At 27.0% G+C, this 19,451-nt stretch carries 25 protein-coding genes; 6 read left to right on the top strand and 19 right to left on the bottom strand.

Features of this window, described 5'->3' with window-relative positions; genetic code table 11:
- The first annotated feature begins 87 nt into the window (after nucleotides 1-87).
- The 5 genes from rpl12p to BZ132_RS06030 all read left to right on the top strand — a co-directional run bounded on the left by rpl12p (nucleotide 88) and on the right by BZ132_RS06030 (nucleotide 5,930).
- A complete protein-coding gene (gene rpl12p, locus BZ132_RS06050) occupies nucleotides 88-393 on the top strand; it encodes a 50S ribosomal protein P1 (protein ID WP_011406839.1) in 306 nt (101 codons plus the stop codon).
- Nucleotides 394-689: 296 nt separating this feature from the next.
- Nucleotides 690-3,401, top strand: a complete 2,712-nt coding sequence (gene alaS / locus BZ132_RS06045; RefSeq protein ID WP_011406838.1) for an alanine--tRNA ligase — start codon at nucleotides 690-692, stop codon at nucleotides 3,399-3,401.
- A 256-nt stretch (nucleotides 3,402-3,657) separates the two neighbouring features.
- Nucleotides 3,658-4,893: a methanogenesis marker 16 metalloprotein gene (locus tag BZ132_RS06040; protein WP_011406837.1), complete on the top strand. Its 1,236-nt coding sequence runs from the start codon at nucleotides 3,658-3,660 to the stop codon at nucleotides 4,891-4,893.
- Nucleotides 4,894-4,981: 88 nt separating this feature from the next.
- Nucleotides 4,982-5,662, top strand: coding sequence for a TIGR02253 family HAD-type hydrolase (locus BZ132_RS06035; protein WP_011406836.1), 681 nt, complete (start codon nucleotides 4,982-4,984; stop codon nucleotides 5,660-5,662).
- A gap of 91 nt (nucleotides 5,663-5,753) precedes the next feature.
- Nucleotides 5,754-5,930 carry a hypothetical protein gene (locus BZ132_RS06030; RefSeq protein ID WP_011406835.1) on the top strand — a complete coding sequence of 59 codons (177 nt, stop codon included), beginning with the start codon at nucleotides 5,754-5,756 and terminating at the stop codon, nucleotides 5,928-5,930.
- On the opposite strand, the gene BZ132_RS06025 is transcribed toward BZ132_RS06030, so the two are convergent.
- The 18 genes from BZ132_RS06025 to BZ132_RS05940 all read right to left on the bottom strand — a co-directional run bounded on the left by BZ132_RS06025 (nucleotide 5,917) and on the right by BZ132_RS05940 (nucleotide 17,952).
- On the bottom strand, nucleotides 5,917-6,816 hold the full coding sequence (locus BZ132_RS06025) for a PfkB family carbohydrate kinase (RefSeq protein WP_158005504.1): 900 nt from the start codon (nucleotides 6,814-6,816) through the stop codon (nucleotides 5,917-5,919). The genes BZ132_RS06030 and BZ132_RS06025 overlap by 14 nt on opposite strands.
- Nucleotides 6,806-7,516 (bottom strand): HisA/HisF-related TIM barrel protein, encoded by a 711-nt coding sequence (locus tag BZ132_RS06020; RefSeq protein WP_048059760.1) that lies wholly within the window; start codon nucleotides 7,514-7,516, stop codon nucleotides 6,806-6,808. The genes BZ132_RS06025 and BZ132_RS06020 overlap by 11 nt, the downstream gene beginning before the upstream one ends.
- A 12-nt stretch (nucleotides 7,517-7,528) precedes the next feature.
- Nucleotides 7,529-7,795, bottom strand: a complete 267-nt coding sequence (locus BZ132_RS06015; protein ID WP_048059759.1) for a DUF3194 domain-containing protein — start codon at nucleotides 7,793-7,795, stop codon at nucleotides 7,529-7,531.
- Between the two features lie 131 nt (nucleotides 7,796-7,926).
- Entirely contained in the window at nucleotides 7,927-8,274 is a 348-nt protein-coding gene (locus tag BZ132_RS06010; protein ID WP_048059758.1) for a prefoldin subunit beta, read from the bottom strand.
- A 94-nt stretch (nucleotides 8,275-8,368) separates the two neighbouring features.
- Nucleotides 8,369-8,629, bottom strand: coding sequence for a KEOPS complex subunit Pcc1 (locus BZ132_RS06005; protein ID WP_011406831.1), 261 nt, complete (start codon nucleotides 8,627-8,629; stop codon nucleotides 8,369-8,371).
- Between the two features lie 16 nt (nucleotides 8,630-8,645).
- A complete protein-coding gene (locus BZ132_RS06000; protein ID WP_011406830.1) occupies nucleotides 8,646-9,164 on the bottom strand; it encodes a hypothetical protein in 519 nt (172 codons plus the stop codon).
- 96 nt (nucleotides 9,165-9,260) lie between these two features.
- The gene (locus BZ132_RS05995; protein WP_011405870.1) at nucleotides 9,261-9,392 is read right to left on the bottom strand and encodes a DNA-directed RNA polymerase subunit P; all 132 of its coding nucleotides are present in this window, start codon (nucleotides 9,390-9,392) and stop codon (nucleotides 9,261-9,263) included.
- A gap of 2 nt (nucleotides 9,393-9,394) precedes the next feature.
- Nucleotides 9,395-9,664, bottom strand: a complete 270-nt coding sequence (gene rpl37A, locus BZ132_RS05990) for a 50S ribosomal protein L37Ae (RefSeq protein WP_011406829.1) — start codon at nucleotides 9,662-9,664, stop codon at nucleotides 9,395-9,397.
- Nucleotides 9,665-9,975: 311 nt separating this feature from the next.
- The gene (gene rrp42 / locus BZ132_RS05985) at nucleotides 9,976-10,773 is read right to left on the bottom strand and encodes an exosome complex protein Rrp42 (protein WP_286940646.1); all 798 of its coding nucleotides are present in this window, start codon (nucleotides 10,771-10,773) and stop codon (nucleotides 9,976-9,978) included.
- Nucleotides 10,773-11,471: an exosome complex exonuclease Rrp41 gene (rrp41, locus tag BZ132_RS05980; protein ID WP_011406827.1), complete on the bottom strand. Its 699-nt coding sequence runs from the start codon at nucleotides 11,469-11,471 to the stop codon at nucleotides 10,773-10,775. Before rrp41 ends, rrp42 begins: the two co-directional genes overlap by 1 nt.
- A 9-nt stretch (nucleotides 11,472-11,480) precedes the next feature.
- Nucleotides 11,481-12,149 (bottom strand): exosome complex protein Rrp4, encoded by a 669-nt coding sequence (locus tag BZ132_RS05975; RefSeq protein WP_011406826.1) that lies wholly within the window; start codon nucleotides 12,147-12,149, stop codon nucleotides 11,481-11,483.
- A gap of 14 nt (nucleotides 12,150-12,163) precedes the next feature.
- Complete coding sequence (locus tag BZ132_RS05970; protein ID WP_011406825.1) at nucleotides 12,164-12,859, bottom strand: ribosome assembly factor SBDS; 696 nt, start codon at nucleotides 12,857-12,859, stop codon at nucleotides 12,164-12,166.
- Between the two features lie 242 nt (nucleotides 12,860-13,101).
- The gene (psmA, locus tag BZ132_RS05965) at nucleotides 13,102-13,923 is read right to left on the bottom strand and encodes an archaeal proteasome endopeptidase complex subunit alpha (protein ID WP_286940645.1); all 822 of its coding nucleotides are present in this window, start codon (nucleotides 13,921-13,923) and stop codon (nucleotides 13,102-13,104) included.
- 351 nt (nucleotides 13,924-14,274) lie between these two features.
- Nucleotides 14,275-15,630, bottom strand: a complete 1,356-nt coding sequence (purB, locus tag BZ132_RS05960; protein ID WP_011406823.1) for an adenylosuccinate lyase — start codon at nucleotides 15,628-15,630, stop codon at nucleotides 14,275-14,277.
- Nucleotides 15,631-15,829: 199 nt separating this feature from the next.
- Nucleotides 15,830-16,195, bottom strand: a complete 366-nt coding sequence (locus BZ132_RS05955) for an Rpp14/Pop5 family protein (RefSeq protein WP_011406822.1) — start codon at nucleotides 16,193-16,195, stop codon at nucleotides 15,830-15,832.
- Between the two features lie 28 nt (nucleotides 16,196-16,223).
- A complete protein-coding gene (gene rnp3, locus BZ132_RS05950; protein ID WP_011406821.1) occupies nucleotides 16,224-16,916 on the bottom strand; it encodes a ribonuclease P protein component 3 in 693 nt (230 codons plus the stop codon).
- Nucleotides 16,917-16,977: 61 nt separating this feature from the next.
- Nucleotides 16,978-17,406 (bottom strand): RNA-binding domain-containing protein, encoded by a 429-nt coding sequence (locus BZ132_RS05945; protein WP_011406820.1) that lies wholly within the window; start codon nucleotides 17,404-17,406, stop codon nucleotides 16,978-16,980.
- Nucleotides 17,407-17,952, bottom strand: coding sequence for a 50S ribosomal protein L15e (locus BZ132_RS05940; RefSeq protein WP_048059757.1), 546 nt, complete (start codon nucleotides 17,950-17,952; stop codon nucleotides 17,407-17,409).
- A gap of 388 nt (nucleotides 17,953-18,340) precedes the next feature.
- On the opposite strand from BZ132_RS05940, the gene BZ132_RS05935 reads away from it, so the two are divergent.
- Nucleotides 18,341-18,658, top strand: a complete 318-nt coding sequence (locus BZ132_RS05935; RefSeq protein ID WP_011406818.1) for a transcription factor S — start codon at nucleotides 18,341-18,343, stop codon at nucleotides 18,656-18,658.
- A gap of 51 nt (nucleotides 18,659-18,709) precedes the next feature.
- Here BZ132_RS05935 and BZ132_RS05930 read toward each other — a convergent pair whose 3' ends face one another.
- Entirely contained in the window at nucleotides 18,710-19,048 is a 339-nt protein-coding gene (locus tag BZ132_RS05930) for a hypothetical protein (RefSeq protein WP_011406817.1), read from the bottom strand.
- Nucleotides 19,049-19,451: the final 403 nt, after the last annotated feature.

Here is a 19,451-nt window from a genome sequence, read left to right as displayed (position 1 = left end):
AGATTAACTTTATAAAAGATTTAAAAAGATTAATAAAATTGTATTTATACAATAAAAATATATATTAAATTTAAAAGGTGTATTAACATGGAATACGTATACGCAGCATTATTATTAAACGCAACAGAAAAAGACATTAACGAAGAAAACGTTACAGCTGTATTATCTGCAGCTGGAGTAGATGTAGACGATGCAAGAGTAAAAGCTTTAATCGCATCTTTAGAAGATGTAGATATTGAAGAAGCTATTGCAACCGCAGCAGTAGCAGCAGCACCTGCAGCTGGAGCAGCAGCACCTGCAGCAGAAGAAGCTGAAGAAGAAGAGGAAGAAGAAGAGGAAGAAGAAGAAGCTGAAGAAGCAGCAGCAGCTGGATTAGGTGCACTTTTCGGATAAGTGCATTATCCAACTTTTTTCTTTTTAAATCCTTTTTTTGAACTTTAAATACTATTTTTGTCTATAATCTAAATCTTTTCATAATCTATTTTAGAAACACCTGTTTTCGAATTATGTAACTTTTTTTAATATTTTTCATAAAAAAATGAATATTTTAAAAATATTTAATTTTAATACATAATTTACTCATGTTTTTATATTATTATTAATAAACCTATAATTAGTATAAAAAACTAGAAAGTTATAATAATTAAGATATTAATTACTTTTTAAAACAATTTTTATAGTGAAAGAATATGACTTATGAACTTGAACAATTAGGATATAAAAAACAAGTCTGTCAGAAATGTGGAAATACTTTCTGGTCTATTCGTGAAAGAGCAACATGTGGTGATGCTCCATGTGATGAATACGAATTTATTGGAAATCCTGTGACAGATAAACAATATGATTTAATGGGAATACAGAAGAAATTTAAAGGTTTCTTTAAAGATCATGGTCATACTCCAATAAACAGGTATCCTGTTTTAGCAAAAAGATGGAGAAATGATGTATTTCTAGTAGGAGCTTCAATCTATGATTTTCAACCATGGGTAACAAGTGGTATGGTAAGACCTCCAGCAAATCCATTAGTAGTTGCTCAACCATCTATTAGATTAAATGATGTAGATAATGTTGGAAGAACTGGTAGACATATGACCTGTTTTACTATGGGTGCACATCATGCATTTAATACAGATGAAACTCCTATCTATTGGAAAAATGAAACTTTAAGATACTGTCATGAATTCTTAGTAAGTATTGGAATTAATCCTGAAGAAATTACTTATATTGAATCATGGTGGAAAGGTGGAGGTAATGAAGGACCATCCTTTGAAATATGTGCTCATGGAGTAGAACTTGCAACATTAGTATTTATTCAATATGCAACTACAAAAGATGGATTAAAAGAAATTCCTCTAAAAATAGTAGATACTGGTTATGGTTTAGAAAGAATTGCATGGGTAAGTCAGGGAACTCCAACAGCATATGATGCAACATTTGGTTCAGTTATAGATAAACTCACTGATATAAGTGGTGTAGAATTAAATACTGAAATATTATCAGAAAATGCACGTATTGCTGGAATGATGGATATTGAAGATATATCTGATTTAAAACTTTTACGTAAAAAAGTAGCAGATAAATTATCTCTAGATCCAGATATGCTCAAAAAGACAACTGCACCTATGGAAGCAATATACATAGTTGCAGATCATACTAGATGTTTAAGTTTCATGTTAGCAGATGGAATTATACCATCTAATGTTAAAGAAGGTTATCTTGCAAGATTAGTTTTAAGACGTACTGTAAAATATATGAATGAATTAGGTCTTAATGAATCATTATCTGATATAATGAAAATGCAGGTAGATTACTTATCAAAAACATATCCTGAAATTAAGGATAATAAGGATCATATAATAAACATTACAGATTTGGAAGAGGAAAGATATCATACAACATTAACTAAAGGAAAAAACTTAGTTAAAAGATCTATTAAAACACTTAAAAAACAAAACAAAAAATCTTTCCCAACAGATATGTTAATTAATTTCTATGATTCACATGGAATTCCACCTGAAACTGTAGAAGCAATATCAAAAGAAAATGCATTTGATGCTAACATACCTGATAACTTCTATACACAAATTGCAGCAGCTCATGAAGAAGAAGAGGAAGAAGAAATTGAAGAAATGGAATTAAATTTCCCTAAAACAAAATTATCATTCTATGATGATTTAAAACAAAGAACATTCACTGCAAAAGTATTGGGAGTTGTTGATTCAAATAAAATCATACTCAATCAAACAATATATTATCCTGAAGGTGGAGGACAACCATCTGATATAGGTACAATAACAAGAGTAAATGGTGAGGTATTAAATATAACATATGCACAGAAAGTAGATGGTATTGTACTACATCATGTTGCAAAAGAAGATGAATCAAAACTTGATAATATTGTTGGTGAAGAAATAACTGGAGAAATAGATTCCAAACGTCGAGATTTATTAACAAGAAACCATACAGCAACACACCTTGTAATAGCATCTGCTAGAGAAGTGTTAGGAAAACATATATGGCAAGCAGGGGCTCAAAAAGGACTTGATAAAACAAGAATTGATTTATCACATTATAAACGTATATCTCATGAAGAAGTTCAGGAAATTGAAAGATTAGCAAATAAAAGAGTACAGGAAAATCATCCAGTAAATATTCAATGGTATGACCGTACAGATGCTGAAGTTAAATATGGTTTTAAATTATATCAGGGTGGTATAGTACCAGGTAAAAACATAAGAGTAGTTGAAATACCAGGTATTGATGTACAAGCTTGTGCAGGTACTCATTGTGAAAAAACTGGTGATATTGGAGTTATTAAATTACTTAGAACTGAAAGAGTACAAGATGGTGTTGAAAGATTGGAATATGCAGTATCTGACTCTGGAATTAAGAAAATACAAGATGATGATGATATTATCAGAAATAGTAGTGATGTTTTCGGTGTAGATGCTGAACAATTACCAAGAACATGTAAAAGATTCTTCAATGAATGGAAAGAACAACAAAAACGTATTAAATCTCTTGAAAAACAATTAGCTCAAGTAAAAATATTCTCATTAGAAAATGAAATTGCTAATATAAATGGATATAATGTTATAACAGAAGTATTAGATGTTGATAACAATCAATTAAGAGAGATTGCAATAAATCTTGTTGAAAAAGAAGAAGTTGCAGATATTGCTATATTAATTAATAATAATGGTAATATAGTAGCATCATCTAACAATAAAATACTAGAGAAAGGTATGAAAATGGGTGATGTTGTAAATGATATTGGTAAATTCCTTGGTGGAAGAGGTGGAGGAAAACCTACACTAGCACAGGGAGCTAAAATGACAGATCTTTCAAGAAAAGATGAGGCATTTGAATCAGTTAAAGAACAAATAAGAAGTTGGAATTAAATAAATTCTTTTTTTTCTACTTTTTTTTATTTTAAAACTTTTTTTTTTAATTTATTATTAGCTATACTTTTTTAAAGTAGATATAATATAATTAAGATTATAAATAAATTCTATAAAAAAATTAAATTTTAGTATTTATTCAATAAAATATGGATGATATATTATTTAATTATGGAATCGGGCTTAAAAACATGAACTTTATCTTTAGTTTTATTATGTAATTAAATAAATTTGGGGTGTTATTATAACAAAAACATTGAAAGATATTCAAGAAAAATTAGATTCTAACGATGCTGTTGTGTTAACAGCAGAGGAATTAAAAACTAAACTACGTAATAATGAAGAAGTTACAGTAGATGATGTGGATGTTGTAACTTGTGGTACTAGTGGAATTATGTCTGGTACAGCTGCATTATTCCACATGCCAGTTTCAGAACCTGGAAAATTTAATAAAGCAAAAGAAGTATATATCAATGGAATACCTGCATATCCTGGACCTTGTCCTAATGAATTATTAGGTTCTGTAGATGTAATGTTGTATGGAACAAATCATAGTGAAACTATTGATAATTATGGTGGAGGATTTTTATTAAAGGATCTTATAATGGGTAAGTCAGTAGAGGTAAAAGTTATTGATATTGAAGACAATGAATTTACTAAAACAATTACACTTGATGAAATTGGTACTGCTAGATTATTTGGTACAAGAATGGCATTTAAAAATTATAATTCCTTTACTAATCCTGATTCTCATGCACAAAAATCAATATTCAATGCTTCACCAATGGAAGGTCCATTTAATTCATATTCATTCTCGGGTTGTGGTGATGTAAATCCATTAGCAAATGATCCAAATCAAGATGTTATAAAACCTGGTTTAAAAGTGTTATTAAATGGTGCAGAAGGTATTATTATTGATAATGGTACTAGAAGTTCTTCTGATAAACCAAATCTTTTATTAACAGCTAATATTAAGGATATGGATCCACATTATGTTGGGGGTTATAAAACTGGTATGGGTCCAGAAGTATTTGATTCAGTTGCAATACCAATTCCTGTACTTAATGAAGATATATTAAACAATCTTAAAGTACTTAATAAGGATATTCCATTACCTGTATGTGATATTCATGGTAGACATTTACCTATAGCTACAATTGATTATAGTGTATGGGATAATACTGATTATAGGCCAACAACAAATCCTGAAAACTGTTTTGAATGTATTCCGTGTCTTCCGGAAATATATTGTCCAGTAAATGCATTTAAAAAGGATAAAACTGTGGATACTGATTTATGTTATGGTTGCGGATATTGTGCAACTGTATGTCCAAGAGGAGTACCTATTATTAATACAGGTGTGGTATCATTTGAATCTGGAGATAAATTAAGAAAGATTCCTGTTACATGTAGACAATCTGATAAAAAACGAGCTATTGAAATAGCAAATGATCTTAAAGAGGCTATTCTTGATGGTTCATTCAAGTTATAATATTGTAGAAAGATTTTATAACACTCTTTTTATTTTTTTTTAAATTTCATCTATGTATATATAAATTAAACTTCATAATATATATTATATGATTCAAGCAGTTTTTTTTGATATGGATGATACATTGTATGATACATCAGGTTTTGCTTCTATTGCACGTAGAGCTGCAGTTAAATCTATGGTGCATAATGGCCTACAATGTAGTGAAGAGGAAGGTTATGAACATTTAATGGAAATTGTTAGAGAAAAAGGTTCTAACTATAGTAAACATTTTAATATTTTAACAAATGATATTAATGGTTCTGAAGATCCTTTGATTATTGTAAATGGAATTATCACATATCATAATACTAAATTTGCAATGTTAAAATTACAACCAGACTCTTTTGCAATTCTTTTATATTTAAAAAGTAAGGGTTATAAGGTTGGTTTAATAACTAATGGAAAAGAATTTAAACAATGGGAAAAATTGATTCGTTTAGGACTTTATCCATTTTTTGATGAAATTGTTACATCTGAATCTGTAGGTGTTGAAAAACCAGATGCTAAAATATATCAAATAGCTATGGATAGATTGAATGTAACTAAGGGAACTTCGATCATGGTTGGTAATAATTTTGATGTTGATATTATGGGTGCATATAATGCAGGTATGCAGAGTATGATTATTAATTCAAAACTTACTGATGAACAAAATAAGAAACTTGAGCAATTAAATTATCAGGTTAGACAACTTGATACTTTAACTGATATTATGAAGATATTGTAGTTATATCTAAAAATTGTATATAATTTGTTTAATATAAGAGATTACTATAATGAAATGATTTTATTTAATAATTAGAAGGGAGGTTAATGTTATGGTACAGTCAGTAATTGTATATTCAGAAATTATTCCAACTATATTAGCTGTAATGGGAATATTTTTCTTATGTTCAGGGGTTTTAGATCATAACAGAGCATATACAACATTAGGTGTATTTTTATTTATTTTAGCAGTTGTGCTTCCATTTATTATCCTGACTAGTTTAATATAATTCTTTTTTCTAATTCTTTTTGAATTAGTTTTTCATCTACTTTTAAAGGGCCTTTTGATTCTAATTTAAATTTTGATGCTATTGAGGCATATAATCCTGCTTCATAGATGTTATTAGAATCTAGTTTTGCAGTGTATGCTGCAATATATGTATCACCTAGACCTGTGGCATCAATGTTATTTTTGGTTTTTATCGCTGGAATTTCTATTTTTTTATTTTTTGTATAGATATTTGATCCTTTCTCTGCTTTTGTCATAATTATCGTGTTTAAATTGTATTTTTGTATGATGTCTTTGATAATTGTATCTGTGATTTCTTGAATATTAAATGCAGTTTTCATTTCATCTTCATCTAATGCAATTATATCTACATTTTCAAGATATTTTTCTTTATCATCCCATTTACTGCTTATTATGTTGTTATTATCATCTGTTGTACGTAAATATCCTTGGGGTGCAAGTATTATTTTTATATTGTTTGTTTTAAGATATTTTATTGTTTCTGGTGGTATGTCATTCTTAGATAATGGGGAAAGTATGGCTGTGTCATATTCTTTAATGTTAATTTTTTCACTTATTTTTTCGGGTGTTATTGGGTTGTTTGGAAGTTTTGCTTTCTGTGTTCTTTCTAACTGTTTGTTGTATATGTTTGTGTATTCCATTGTTTGTGTTGTTATGATTGGTTTTATGTTATTTTTTTCTGGAAAATCATTAATCATTTCAACATCACAAATACCTATTGTAATAATTGCAGTAGCTTCTTTTTTTAATTGATATAATGTCCACATCTGATAATATGATGCACCGCCTGTTTGAATATATGTTTGTGTTGGTGTTTTTATAATATCTTTTGTAATTGGACCTATAGTAAGTATTTTATTTTTCATTTTTTTTACTTTCCATATATAATTTATAACTAAGATTACCTTCATGAAGTAATGTTCCAATAAGGAAGTTGTTAATATTTTTTTTAGTGTATGTTTCAATATCACTATTTCTAATACCACCTGCTATACAACATTTTGTGTGGGGTATTTTTTTAGTAATTTCTTCTATTATATTAGTATTTACACCTTTTTTAGTTCCAACATATGAAATATTAAGAATTATAGTATATTTTGGTTTATACTTATTAATTAAATAAATTACATCCTCAAGATCAATATCCTTATTATTAACAAGAAGCTCATTATTTTTAATATCTATACTAACAACTAGCTTATTACTATCATACTTTTTAAATATTTCTTCTATGTTGTCAAGACTTGTCATAGTTTCAGTAGCTAATATATTGTAACTACATATATTTTTATTATTTTCAATATCTTCAATAGATGAAATACCATTATCTAACATTACAGGAATAATATTATTTATAGAAGATATTATATTGTTATTATCATCTATCCTTTCAATTTTATCTAAATCAGCAATATATATTAGTTGAGCACCATCTTCTTTTAGAGCAGTTGCAATATCTAATGGATTATCACCATAAATACTTCTTAATTTTTTATAAGTACTTCGTCTACCAGATTTTCCACTAACACATTCATTGTGCATAATGTCAATTACAGGAATAATCATAAAAATCAAAACTTAATTGTTTCTATTTTCAACATATTCATCAACTGCTTCTAGGGCCACATCAATAGCACTATTTGCTAAATTTTCAGGTAGTTTCATATCACTATCTAAGTCAATATCAATATCAATATTAAAACTATCATTAGTAGTATTTAAATTAATAGTAATTTGAATATTCTCAAAGTCCTTCTTATTTACATAATTTAAAATATACTTTTGACAACTATCATATGCTAAATTAATTATTTCATTTACTTCAGAATCATTCAGTGGTTTCATAATAAAAATCTCCTTTATAAAAAATTCAAAAAATCAGTTAAAATATATTTTACATAAAAATATTATTTTTATCATTATATTAATAGGAGGGGATAATAAAAAAAAATAGATTTATAAAAAGAATTTATAATCTATTGTTTCATTTGACTCATAGCTTCTTGAAGATTTTTTTGTAATTCTTCAAGTTTACCAGTTATACGTTTTTCTTGTTTTTCAATAGTTTTTTGTCTAATTTCAAGCATTTCAATACTATCTTTTAAGTCTGCTTCAGAATCAGTTTTTGTTGTTTTTATAAGTAGTGGTCCAGCTGTTTTATAAACATCTTGATCATCTGCTGTTTTTGATAATTCATCTAAAGCTTTTTTAGACTCATTAATTTGTAAAGTTAATGTTTGTTTTTGCATAGCAATTGATTGAGCTTGTTGTTGTACTTGTTGGAATTGATTTAATTGTTCTTGAATATTTTGTGGCATATCCATCTATATCACCTAAATTTTTTTCTTTATATTAAATAAATCTAATTTTATATTCTATGTGAATGAATAATAATATAATATATCTTTTATGTTCCTTTTATATTTTTAAGATTTCCATTGATAAGTTAATCCAACGAACATAAGAATTAATAGAAGCACGTAGAGAAACAACATCTTTTGAATTAATTTCAATAATAATACTCTTATTTTTAAGTTGTATCGTAGTTGTTGATCTATCGTTACGTGAAAATGATAACTCTGGTTTAATTGAATTATAAATTATCTGTGCATGGTTTTCACTATTAAATTCAACTTCAAATATAGTTTCAATATTCTTTAATATGTTTTTATTATCCATCAAATCACACATTTTATTAATTATTATTAAATCCCCTAATATATACTTTATATTTAGTGTCTATACCTTTTTTATCAATAAATGAAACTGTTGCAATAATATCTTCTCTATCATCATCTTTTATAATGATACAATTAGTTTTCACCTTTTTTTCAGGTTTAAATGATATAAACCTAGATGTAATTTCATTTAATGATTTTGTCTTAGAAAGTACAATAATATTACCATTATCTACATTGATATTACATTTTTCTTGTGGTAATGAAACATTTACATATAAACTATACAATGGATTTTCAGAATCAATACCAATATCATAAACATTAATACTACTTGGGTTACCCTTAGTTTCATTAATAATAACTAACTTAGATTCATCAGGGACCTGATTTTTTATCTTATTGAAACTAGTTTTTCCTCGATTAATATATGTAGCATTAAAATAGTGTTTAAGAAACTGAGCAAATCTTCTAGTAATTTGGGAAGGTTTTCTACTTGTTGTAATAATTAAATTAGAACTTATTGTAAATATCATAATAAAATCTCATTATAAAATTAGTTTTTTCTTTAAATAAAAATTAAAATAATAAAGGAGATTTAAAATATCTCCCTTATAAAAATAGTTTATAACTTATCGAGCTTTAACAGTACGTTTAACTACAGGAACTTCTTTAAATAAGATTCTGTATCTGCAATATGGACATTTAGATTCTGCATATGTTTTAATATCAACTTCTTTTCCACAGTGAATGCATTTGTACATGCTTATTCTCCTCCAGTTATACGTTTAATGTTACGTTTTGCAACTTTTCCCATTGGTGTTGTAGGAATGTATGCTCCACCAGTAAATACTGCGCCACATTTTCTACATTTCCAGATACCTGCATGGGTTCTTTTTACACCAGGTCTATCACATTTAGGACAAACATGTTTTGCATGCATTTTGTCTTCTATGTCTTTTACGGTTCTTTTAGCTTTTCTACCATATCTAGCACCAAAACGACCAGTAGATCCTACTTTACTTTTTTTTACCATTTTTTCACCTTCCATTCAGTTAATATTAAAAATATCATGTTATCTTTCTACAAATACTCTGATTTTGTTGATAGATAATAACTTTTTTTGAGAATTAATTAATAATAACAAAAACCTATAAAATGTTATTTTAATATGTACTCACTTTTGTATTCATTAACTAAAAAAGTAACGGCAATATGCCTTACTTCTAATAATTAGCTTAAAAAATAATATTATTTCGGAATTAAACTAATAGACACCTAAAATCTATTATCCTTATAATATAACTATATAATATTTTTAGTAATCATATAATATATAGTTTGTTATTATATAGTATCAATTATAGAAAATAATTCTTTTGCACGAATACTTGCAATCTTCATAGCTTTTGTAACTTCCTTATGTGTTAATGTATTAAGACCACATTTTTGAAGGGCACATAAACTACCATCCTCTCTAAATCCAAATGATACACTTGAATCCATTAATATTTCCTCAATTTTTGAAGGATCAACAATTAACTGGTTGTTGATTTTCACAACTGTACATAAAATACTTCTATTTTTAATAGGAAGGGGAGTTAAATTTTCTTCATCAATAACAATCTCACCATTTACACTGGTTGCTGTAGGAATTTTTGTTGTTAAAAGTGCACAAATAGCTCCAAGGCATGTCGCATCCATAATATTTCCATCAAAGTCAACAATATACATATCAATATGTAACTTCCATGATTTACTTCCTTCAATAACACATAATTTATCTAAATCAACAACAGGAGATTCACGAATAGCTCTATCTACAACGCGTGATATTTCAACAGCAAATTTATTTGGAGGGCCATATTCAAAATTACGACTTGCAATGGCAAGTAACTCAGTATTTGTTATGATAATACCACTATTTGGAGCATTATTAAATGGTGTTGTCATTTGAGCTTTAACTCCAACAATCACAGTAGTACAACCAATAGACACCATTGCAGAACCATCAGCCTTTCCAATATAATCGGTTTTTATGGAAATATTTCTATATTCACTAAATTTTCTATCATCAATTCTTTTTCCCTGATTTAATAAATCAAATACTTTTTCTTTAGAAACTTCAGAGATTACATTTACCATTAATAACTACCCCCATATTTACTAAGTAAAGCTTCTTTTTGTAGTTGATTTATATAATAACATCCATCATAAGCTAAATCTAATGCTTCTTCAAATTCTTCCTGTGTTAAGTTACCATCCATTTGAAGAAAAGTAATTTCTCCAGTTCTGGGAATGATTGCAAGTGGCATGTCTGCTTGTCCAGTTTGATCTTCTTGTTCTGATAAGTCAAGAACTATATGGTCATCTACTTTACCAACAGCACATGCACTAATAAGATCTTTCATAGGAATTTCAGCATCTGCTAATGCAAGACTAGCACCTACAATTCCAAGACATCTTGTTCCACCTTCAGCTTCAAGTACTTCAATAGATATGTCAATTGATGCCCTTGGGTATTTCTCAAGGAAGATATTTGGTGTTATAGCTTCAGATATTAACTTTGAAATTTCAGTGGATCGTCTATTTGGTCCAGGTCTTTTTCGTTCTTTTACAGAAAATGGTGCCATATTATATTTACATCTTAATACTGCACCATCAGGTTTTGAATGTTTTTTAGAATGTATTTCTCTAGGTCCATATACTCCAACTAATATTTTATTATTTCCACATTCAATGTATGCAGAACCATCAGCATTGTTAAGAACTCCTACTTCCATTTTCATGTTTCTAAGAGTATTATATGCTCTTCCATCTTTTCTTATAAATTCATTAGTCACTATATCCCTCTATTTTGGATTTAATATCATACTTTGAATATGTTTGATAAGGTTATGTTTTAGTGGTTCTTCTTTTTCAATAAGCTCTATTATTTCTATGATACGTTCAATATTTTCTTTCAATCCATTTATCCATATAAGTCCATTTTTTCCAATAATTACATCAGTATATGTATATTCTTGTATCATAGTTGTTAAAAATGCATTTTCTTCACTTAAAAAATGTATTGTTGGTTGTTTAACTTTTATAATTGTTCCTTGATTGAATTTACCAAGACCTCTAGATCTTAGAGTTAACTTCACTCTATTTATTTCATCAACATTGGCTACTCTAAGAAGTAACATATCTTTAATATTGATTATGTTGTTAATATTGGGCTCATTTTTATCATATAATTCTGTTGTTGGTAGAAAACCATGATATGTACTGTTAATATCAATAGACCATGAAGAATATGATGAACCAGTTACTCGTCCAATAACTAAATCACCATAATTTGGACTGTATGTATCTTTTAGTGGAATTACTTTTATTTGTTCACTTTCAAAGTATACTAATCCAGTTATACTGGAATATATCTTTCCATTTTCTTTATAAGTACCTCTACCTAGTTTATAATTATTGTCTGTTAATAAACTACCTGGTAGTACTATTTCTTTATTTTCTACAAATATCATAGATACACTTCAATCTATTTAATTAATTTGGTTTCAACCTCTCCATGTGTTAGACCACTTAGTGCTGTGTAAAATTCATCTTGTAGTCCTCCAGGGATTTCTACAATACCAATCCAACTTCCATCATTTTCCCATTCTTCTTTAATTAATTTACCATATTGGGTTATTGTAGAATATCCTTTTCCAGCATATGTTCCAGGAATTTTAACTGCAACTTGTACTTTTTCTATTCTTATTGGTATTTTTGTTAAAATTGCTTTTACAGTAGGTGCAATTTGTTCTTCTACAGTTTTCATTGGATCAATATGTACTTTTGCTTCTTCCATAGCTTTTGCTATACGTTTTGGTGGATGGGGAAGTTTTGTTTGTGGATTTATTGCTTCACGAGCTATTTGGTTAATAACTTGTTTAGTTTTTTCTTCTTGCATTTTACGTTTTTGATTTGCTGTAATTTGTATTTGGCCTTTATGTATGATTTTATCAGCTACTTCTAATGCATCTGTAGTTTCGAATGCTTTTTCCATAGCTTCTTCTGAGGCTTTATCTGCTTTATGTGCATCTTTAAATACTTCTTCAACAGCTATTACTTTGGAGATATCGATGTCTTCTCCTCTTTTATAATCTGCAGCAAGTTCAGCATCTACTAATATTTCAAATCTTTCACCATATCTTTCTAAACGTGCGATTACTGCATCATCAACATTAACCATAGTTTCACCTATTTATTTTAATTATTGGATTTTGTTATTTTTTTAATTTATAAAAATTTATTTCCTTATTCGTTATATATTATTATATTTTATCTTATTTAATAATAAGTAGGTATTAAAATAAGTATCTTTAGAACTTTTATTTTTTTAGTTAAAAAAAAGTATTGTTTAATTTTTTATTAAAACAAGTGATTTTCAGGTGGTAAAATATTTTTTTTTCTTATAAAAAAAGTGTGAAGATATTATTCTTCATTAATATCTTCATTTTCATCATCAGAGGATTCTTTAGCTTCTTCTTCAGCTTTTCTTTTTTCTTCAGCGTCTTTTTGTTCTTGTTCTTTACGGTCAAGGAGTTTTTGAACGTATTTTTCAATTTCATCCTCATCGAATTTACGGTATTTTGCATTTTCCTTCTCAATTACTGATATTTCTATACTATCATCAGCAACTTTACCATCTGTTGCAACATAAATACCTTCAATTGCTAAGTCAATAGCTTCATCTAATGTAAGATCGTCTTCATACTTATCTTCAAATAAATTTAAGGTTTTATCTCTTCCAAGACCTATTGCTGTAGCTTTATATTCAACTAATGCACCACTTGGATCAGTTTCATAGATTCTACATTCTCCATCAGATACACCACCAATGATTAAGGAAATACCAAATGGTCTTACACCTCCACTTTGGGTGTACATTTGTTCTAAGTCACCAAGATATTTTGCTAATCCTGTAACAGTGATTGGTTCATGGTACTGTAATTTATTTACTTGTGCTTGATTTCTAGCAATATCAATTAATCTTCTAGCATCAGCTACAAGTCCACTTGAAGCAGTAGCAATATGATCATCTATTTTGAATATTTTTTCAATTGATGATGGAACAATTAGTTTGCTTTTAATTTTTTTATCAACAGCAAAAACTACTCCTTCTTTTGAAATAATTCCAACAGATGTAGTTCCTCTTTTCACTGCTTCTCGTGCATATTCAATTTGGAATAAACGTCCATCTGGACTGAATACTGTTAATGCTCTGTCATAACCTGCTTCTGAAAATTGTCGCATATATATCTACCTCTTTTTTATTTTAATTATTTTAGCATTATGATTTATTTTAAAAATTCTTTTTTCTATTAATATATTATTTATGTATACAATTACTTATTATTACTATTTGTTATTAATATATTTTCAGTATATTTTTGTTATAATAACATTTTCTATGATTTAGTTTTTCATTGAATTACTTCTTAACATAGAGTGTTAGAATATTCCTAGATTAAGAAGTTAAATCCTAGATTAAATGATAGTAAAATATTAATTTAAAAAAGAAAACATTTTTAAATTCTAAAAAAAGAAAATTATACTTTGATAAGTCATATAATTTAAAAAAAAGAATAAGAAATTATTTTTTCATTATTCTTTTATAGCTTTTTTTGCATATTTAATTACATTATCAACAAATTTAGCACTGCTTCCAAGGTATGTATGAGGATCCATTGTTTCTTCAATTTCTTCCATTGTTAAATGTTCAAGAATTTCTTCTTGTTTTGATAATATGTCTTTAAGTCCAGTATCTTGAGCATAAGCTTCCATTGCACATGATCTTACAAGGCTGTATGCACTTTGTCTTCCCATACCTTTTTGTGTTAATTTTGACATGAATCTTTCAGCCATTACCAATCCATTACTTAAGTTTAAGTTACGTTCAATATTTTCTTCATGGAATTCAAGTTTACCAAATAATTTTAATGAAAGATTTAATATATAATCTGTTAATATAGCTGATTCTGGTAATATGATACGTTCACAAGAGGAGTTAGTTAAGTCTCTTTCATGCCATAATGGGTTGTTTTGTAGTGCTGCATTTACATATGATCTTACAACTCTAGATACACCACATATTCTTTCACCAGTTATGGGATTTCTTTTATGTGGCATTGTACTACTACCTACCTGTTTTTTAGGATCGAATTTTTCACCAACTTCCATTATTTCAGTTCTTTGTAAGTTACGAACTTCTAATGCCATTTTTTCAAGTGTACTACATATATTTGCAAGAGTCATAACATATTCTGCATGATTATCCCTTTGAACTACTTGGTTTGAAATATGTACAGGATTAAGTCCTAATATTTCAGATACTCTCATATGAATATCATAACCTACATCACCAAGAGCAGCTGTTGTACCAACTGCTCCAGTCATCATACCAACACATAAATGTTCTTTTGTTAAATCTAATCTATCTAATTGACGGGTAAGTTCATCTATGTATATAGCAAATTTCATACCATATGTTGTAGGAAGTGCATGTTGTCCATGTGTTCTTCCAATTGTTACAGTATTTTTATGTTCTTGAGCTAAATCAATTAATAATTCAATGAGTTTTACAACTTTTTCTCTTATAATTATAATTGAATCCTTAAGTTGTATTGATTGACTTGAATCAATAATATCATTACTTGTTGCTCCATAGTGAACATATTCTCCAGCATCATTTTCACATACTTCTTCTAATGCTTTCATTAATGCTGCAATATCATGGTGTGTAGCTTGTTCAATTTCATCTACACGTTCTTGTTTAACATATTCAGTTGTAGCTTTTTTATTTATTTCATCTGCAGCATCTTTTGGAATTAAGCCTATTTCAGCTTCTGCTTTTGCAAGTGCGGCTTCAACTTTTAACATATTCTGTAATTTTGATTCTTGTTCCCATATAGCCTTCATTTCTGGAGTACCATATCTAAATTCTATTGGATGTATTGCCATAATAATCAGTTAATTAATTTTTTTTTAGTAACTCTTTAAATTTCAAAATTAAAACTTTTTTTTTAAATATTAAATCATTGTAAAAAAGTACTTATTATTATATATTTATGATTCTTTTTGTTTTTATATTCTTAGTAAAATAGATTTTTTTGGGAAGTAAATTATTTTTTCTATAAAAAAAAGTTAAAATATTTTATAATTAGAGGAGGTTAAATTTATTATCTAATGATTTAATAGTACCAGAGGTTGCTAATGTATGGATTACAACTCTATTTTTTTTATATCTAACTATTGAATTAAGGGCAGTAATCATCTTATTTTCATATCCACGTCTACATTTTATAATACATTTATACTGAAATCTGTTGGGATTTTCAACTTGTTTTACATTTATAAGCCATAAATTTATTTTACTTGACTCTATTTCACCATATATGTTTATTAGGTTATTCCAGAGAAATGTGATAATTTCATCTCTTTTAATTTTAGTTTCACTATATAAATTAAAGGCTATGTATCTTTTTTTTTCTCTTAATGTAGGTGGTAAAATTTTTAATTTAGTCATAATAACATCATACTGTATAATTTATTTATTATTCAATAATTTGAACTCCATCAATAATACTATTTTTATGTTTTGTTATATTTTTAATTATTTCAAGAGGATTTTTTGAAATAGTATTTTTGGCATGTTTTAAATCCATATTCATTGTTTGATTTAATAAAATCATACTTTTAGGAGATCTAACATCGTAAAAACACTCACTACCACTGCTTATAACAACACGAAAATTATATTTATTTTCTAATAATAATAATTGATTGATTTGATTAAGAATTCTTGCCTTATAATAACCTCTATTTTTCAATATATCCATTAGATTTATATTGACACTAATATTGTTTTTAACTAATAACTTAGCAAGTACATGATTAATACCACTATTACGATTATTTAAGTATGGATGATTAATAATATCAATTTGGGGCATTTCACAAATAGCACGATTAATTTTAGAATCACCACCATTTGCCATAATTAAATCTACTTTTTTATAAAAACGTTGAACAGTATTGCGTAGTAATTTAGGATTAGTTTCATCAATACAAACACCATGATATAAAGTCATATGTGTATCTTCATTTAATTTATCAAAAGATTCTTTAATACTCATATCATATTCATTTGAATCATAAAATATACAAGCTCCATTAAATCCAAATTCTTCTAATTGTTCAATAACTTCTATTTCTGGTGCAACATTTAAATCATAAAAAATAGTCATATAATTAATCCTGTAAATTTTATTAGTAGGGTTTTATTTTTTTTTAAAAAAAATATTATAGTTATAAGAAGTCAAAGAGTTTATAAGCAACTTTCAATGCATTCTCTTTACTTACTGGATAACTAGCAATTTTTATTCTAGCATGTATAGCATTACCTGAGTATGTTAACTTAAGATTTCTATTATAAGCTTCTTGTTTGTCAAAACGTAGGAAAAAGTTTCCTTTTTCATCCATTCTACGACTTAACTCGTTTTTAATAATTTCTTTATCTGAATTAGATAAATTTTCATTAAAAAACTTTATAAAATCTCGATTATGTCGTTTTTTAGTTATTTTCTCAGATAATATTATTATATCATTACCAAAGTGATCTTCAGTAATGGTTTTTTCAGGTAAAAGGTTGGGAAAAATATAACTGATAGCATCAGTTACCTTTTCTTCATCCTCTGTTCCATAAACAAATGTTCTATAAGAAATATTATGGATCATTTATCTAACCTTTTCAGCACCTTTACCTTTTTTATTTAATCCTCTTCCTTTTTTACCTGCAGAAGTTAAACCTCTGAAAGCACGTCTTGTGTGTTTTTTACTACAAATCCAATTGATTTTGTTATCATGTTGGATTGAAGGACATTGAGGATCTACAAGGATTACTTCGTAGTATTTTGCTTTACCATCTTCCCATACCCAGTATGAGTTTAATACTTCTAAGTTAGGATATTTACGTGCAACACGTTCTTCAGCCATTCTTTGAATGGATTTTTCTCCTGAAATTTTGTTTACACCCATTCTTTTAGGATCTCTTCCGTTTTTGAATCTGGATTTTCTTCTTGATCCTCTTCTTACTCTAATTCTAGCGACTACATATCCTGTTTTAGCTTTATAACCTAAACGACGTGCTCTGTCGATTCTTGTTGGTTTGTCAATTCTTATAATTACAGGTTGTCTTCTCCATTTAGGTAATCTTTCTCTCATGAGTTCTTTCACATAAGATTCATCTGGGTTTTTCCATGCTTCTTTCATATACTTATACATTATATAACACCTCATTGTTCAGCTATAAAAGCCACATCCAATTTTAGTTTTTTAATATGTTGTATATTAAAGGAGTATAAAAATAGAATAATAGTAAAAACATATATTCAAAGAAACTAAGAGTTTCTAAATATTAATATTCTCCTAAAATATAAATAACTAATTATTATTAGTTTTTATTATTATATTCATTAAATTTTGGAGTATTAATCCCTTAATTTTCATATAATAAAATATAAAAATAGACTATATTATCATATAATCTTTATACTATACAATATTTCTTCATAGTATTATATAATATTTTGTAGTATAATCTAAAAATAAAAGATAATAGTAAATATGTTATAATATTAAAATAGATTTATAACTGGGGAATTGATAAAATATGGAATTTTGTCCTAATTGTGGAAAGGTGTTACTTCCAAAAAAGGGTATTTTACATTGTTATGGATGTAACTATGAGAAAAAATTATCTGATGATGAGAAACAGGATTATGTTATTAATAAGGATGTTTCAGATAAACAAAATATTATAGTAACGGATGATTCAATAAATACACATCCTACAACGAGAGGTTTATGTTATAGGTGTGGTAATAGGGAACTAGAATGGTGGATGGTTCAAATGCACCGTTCTGATGAGGCAGAAACAAGATTTTATAGATGTACAAAATGTGGTAATACATGGAGGAGATCTAATTAAAAAAAAATATTGTAAAGAAAAAGAGTATTATTTTATAATAAATTTGTAAATTTAAATATTTATTTTTAAATTATTATTCACTGTGAAATGTTGTTCATTAGTTTTTCTTTGAACAGATTCCAATGTATTTTCTTGTTTTTTACGTGTTTCAATAATTCCCAGAATTTTTTCTACTTTTTCAACATCTTCACTTTTACACATCCATCCTTTTGTTTTACCAGCTACATTATTTAAATCATCAAAATTTTCTGGTGTATAATACTCAAAGTATGGTTTAATTTTTGATTTTTCAATTTCAGGAATTTCTGCTGTTAATTGATAATATTTAGTTGAAGTGTTGCAATCTACTGTTGAAAGACGTAATCTTAGTATTGATTCATTTTTATTCATAATACCATATTTTCTTATATACATAGTATATAGTATATTTTTTGGTATTTTATATCTTTATTTATTATTCAATGTTTAAATAAAATAAGAATGTATTAGAAATAGTTATAATAAATATCTTATAGTAATATGTAAAATTATCAACATCTTTTTTATTAAAAATAGATACTTTTTATTTTCTTTAAAATCAAATATTTAAATCTTTTTAAAATTTTTCTTTTTTTATTTTATTATTACTAGTTTCATATTTTTATTAGAATAATTTTTCTACAAGTTTTTAAATAAAATACATCATTAAAATAATATCCTGCCTTATAAAAAAAGACTTTTTAAACTTTATAATTAAAATAAAGTAAACTTATTATTCATGAAAATAGAATATTTTTAATTCATGTTAAAAAAA

The sequence above is a fragment of the Methanosphaera sp. DEW79 genome (assembly GCF_003266085.1).
In the GTDB taxonomy this organism is placed as follows: domain Archaea; phylum Methanobacteriota; class Methanobacteria; order Methanobacteriales; family Methanobacteriaceae; genus Methanosphaera; species Methanosphaera stadtmanae.
Note: the sequence above shows the minus strand (reverse complement) of the source record. Positions and strands in the feature narration are given on the sequence as shown.

Coding starts and splice junctions, on each gene's coding strand:
- alaS (WP_011406838.1), top strand. CDS start 690: ATGACTTATGAACTTGAACAATTAGGATATAAAAAACAAGTCTGTCAG.
- BZ132_RS05940 (WP_048059757.1), bottom strand. CDS start 17,952: ATGTATAAGTATATGAAAGAAGCATGGAAAAACCCAGATGAATCTTAT.
- BZ132_RS05975 (WP_011406826.1), bottom strand. CDS start 12,149: ATGATATTTGTAGAAAATAAAGAAATAGTACTACCAGGTAGTTTATTA.
- BZ132_RS06015 (WP_048059759.1), bottom strand. CDS start 7,795: ATGAAACCACTGAATGATTCTGAAGTAAATGAAATAATTAATTTAGCA.
- rpl37A (WP_011406829.1), bottom strand. CDS start 9,664: ATGGTAAAAAAAAGTAAAGTAGGATCTACTGGTCGTTTTGGTGCTAGA.
- BZ132_RS05935 (WP_011406818.1), top strand. CDS start 18,341: ATGGAATTTTGTCCTAATTGTGGAAAGGTGTTACTTCCAAAAAAGGGT.
- BZ132_RS05945 (WP_011406820.1), bottom strand. CDS start 17,406: ATGATCCATAATATTTCTTATAGAACATTTGTTTATGGAACAGAGGAT.
- BZ132_RS06005 (WP_011406831.1), bottom strand. CDS start 8,629: ATGGATAATAAAAACATATTAAAGAATATTGAAACTATATTTGAAGTT.
- rpl12p (WP_011406839.1), top strand. CDS start 88: ATGGAATACGTATACGCAGCATTATTATTAAACGCAACAGAAAAAGAC.
- BZ132_RS06035 (WP_011406836.1), top strand. CDS start 4,982: ATGATTCAAGCAGTTTTTTTTGATATGGATGATACATTGTATGATACA.
- BZ132_RS05930 (WP_011406817.1), bottom strand. CDS start 19,048: ATGAATAAAAATGAATCAATACTAAGATTACGTCTTTCAACAGTAGAT.
- BZ132_RS05970 (WP_011406825.1), bottom strand. CDS start 12,859: ATGGTTAATGTTGATGATGCAGTAATCGCACGTTTAGAAAGATATGGT.
- rrp42 (WP_286940646.1), bottom strand. CDS start 10,773: ATGGTAAATGTAATCTCTGAAGTTTCTAAAGAAAAAGTATTTGATTTA.
- purB (WP_011406823.1), bottom strand. CDS start 15,630: ATGGCAATACATCCAATAGAATTTAGATATGGTACTCCAGAAATGAAG.
- BZ132_RS06000 (WP_011406830.1), bottom strand. CDS start 9,164: ATGATATTTACAATAAGTTCTAATTTAATTATTACAACAAGTAGAAAA.
- BZ132_RS06020 (WP_048059760.1), bottom strand. CDS start 7,516: ATGATTATTCCTGTAATTGACATTATGCACAATGAATGTGTTAGTGGA.
- psmA (WP_286940645.1), bottom strand. CDS start 13,923: ATGCGACAATTTTCAGAAGCAGGTTATGACAGAGCATTAACAGTATTC.
- BZ132_RS05995 (WP_011405870.1), bottom strand. CDS start 9,392: ATGTACAAATGCATTCACTGTGGAAAAGAAGTTGATATTAAAACATAT.
- BZ132_RS06030 (WP_011406835.1), top strand. CDS start 5,754: ATGGTACAGTCAGTAATTGTATATTCAGAAATTATTCCAACTATATTA.
- rnp3 (WP_011406821.1), bottom strand. CDS start 16,916: ATGACTATTTTTTATGATTTAAATGTTGCACCAGAAATAGAAGTTATT.
- BZ132_RS05955 (WP_011406822.1), bottom strand. CDS start 16,195: ATGACTAAATTAAAAATTTTACCACCTACATTAAGAGAAAAAAAAAGA.
- BZ132_RS06025 (WP_158005504.1), bottom strand. CDS start 6,816: ATGAAAAATAAAATACTTACTATAGGTCCAATTACAAAAGATATTATA.
- BZ132_RS06010 (WP_048059758.1), bottom strand. CDS start 8,274: ATGGATATGCCACAAAATATTCAAGAACAATTAAATCAATTCCAACAA.